The 912-nt window shown below is 62.0% G+C and carries 2 protein-coding genes; both read left to right on the top strand.

What is annotated here, in order from left to right:
* Window positions 1-539 (top strand): ABC transporter permease (locus EOC06_RS37950; protein ID WP_164899031.1); only part of this gene is annotated, 539 nt, incomplete at its 5' end.
* Window positions 515-912, top strand: a 398-nt coding sequence (locus EOC06_RS37955; RefSeq protein WP_164899032.1) for an ATP-binding cassette domain-containing protein, incomplete at its 3' end; no start/stop codon positions are given. The genes EOC06_RS37950 and EOC06_RS37955, both read left to right, overlap by 25 nt.

Raw genomic sequence — 912 nt, forward strand, 5'->3', positions numbered from 1 at the left:
GGACCATCCTTGCTCTCATTTCAGGTTTGTCGCGGCTTGGTGAGGCCATCATCGACGGCCCTGTTCAGATCAAGCGGGCGATACCGACGCTCGCTCTGATTCCGCTGCTGATGCTGTGGTTCGGCATCGGCGAGGGCATGAAAGTAACGACCATCGCGCTGGCTGTCCTGATCCCGATCTATATCCAGACCCACAGCAGCTTGCGCAGCATAGACAGCCGTTATGTCGAACTGGCCCAGACCTTGCGAATGGGCTACGGCGAATTCATCCGCCAGGTCATCCTGCCCGGCGCCCTTCCAGGGTTCTTCCTTGGCCTGCGTTTTGCGGTGACCTATGCCTGGCTGTCTCTGGTGGTGGTGGAACAGGTCAATGCCACCAGCGGCATCGGCTACATGATCGATCTCGCACGCAACTACGGCCAGACCGACATCATCATCGTCGGCCTTGTCGTCTACGCATTGCTCGGTCTAGCCTCCGACGGCATCGTCCGCTTCTTCCAGGAAAGGTCCCTGTCATGGCGTCGCACCTTGGCGGATTGAGCGGCGCGCCGGTGGTGCGGGTCGAGAGCCTTGTGAGACGTTTCGGCCCGCGAACCATCCTCGACGGCCTCAGCCTCGACATCGAGAGGGGGGAGTTCGTCGCCCTTCTCGGCCGTAGCGGGTCGGGCAAGAGTACATTGCTGCGCGCGCGCGCCGATCTCGACGACAAAGTCTCCGGCTCCGGCCGACTCGAAACACCCGACAAGAAATCGGTGGTGTTCCAGGATGCCCGGCTGTTGCCATGGAAACGAGTGCTGGAGAATGTGGTTCTTGGCCTCGACCTGCCGGAAGCCGCCGAACGCGGACGGGTAGCTCTCGAAGAGGTTGGCCTGAGCGGCCGCGAGAACGCGTGGCCGGTCGAACTCTCTGGTGG

The sequence above is a fragment of the Mesorhizobium sp. M7A.F.Ca.MR.362.00.0.0 genome (assembly GCF_004023175.1).
Lineage (GTDB): Bacteria > Pseudomonadota > Alphaproteobacteria > Rhizobiales > Rhizobiaceae > Mesorhizobium.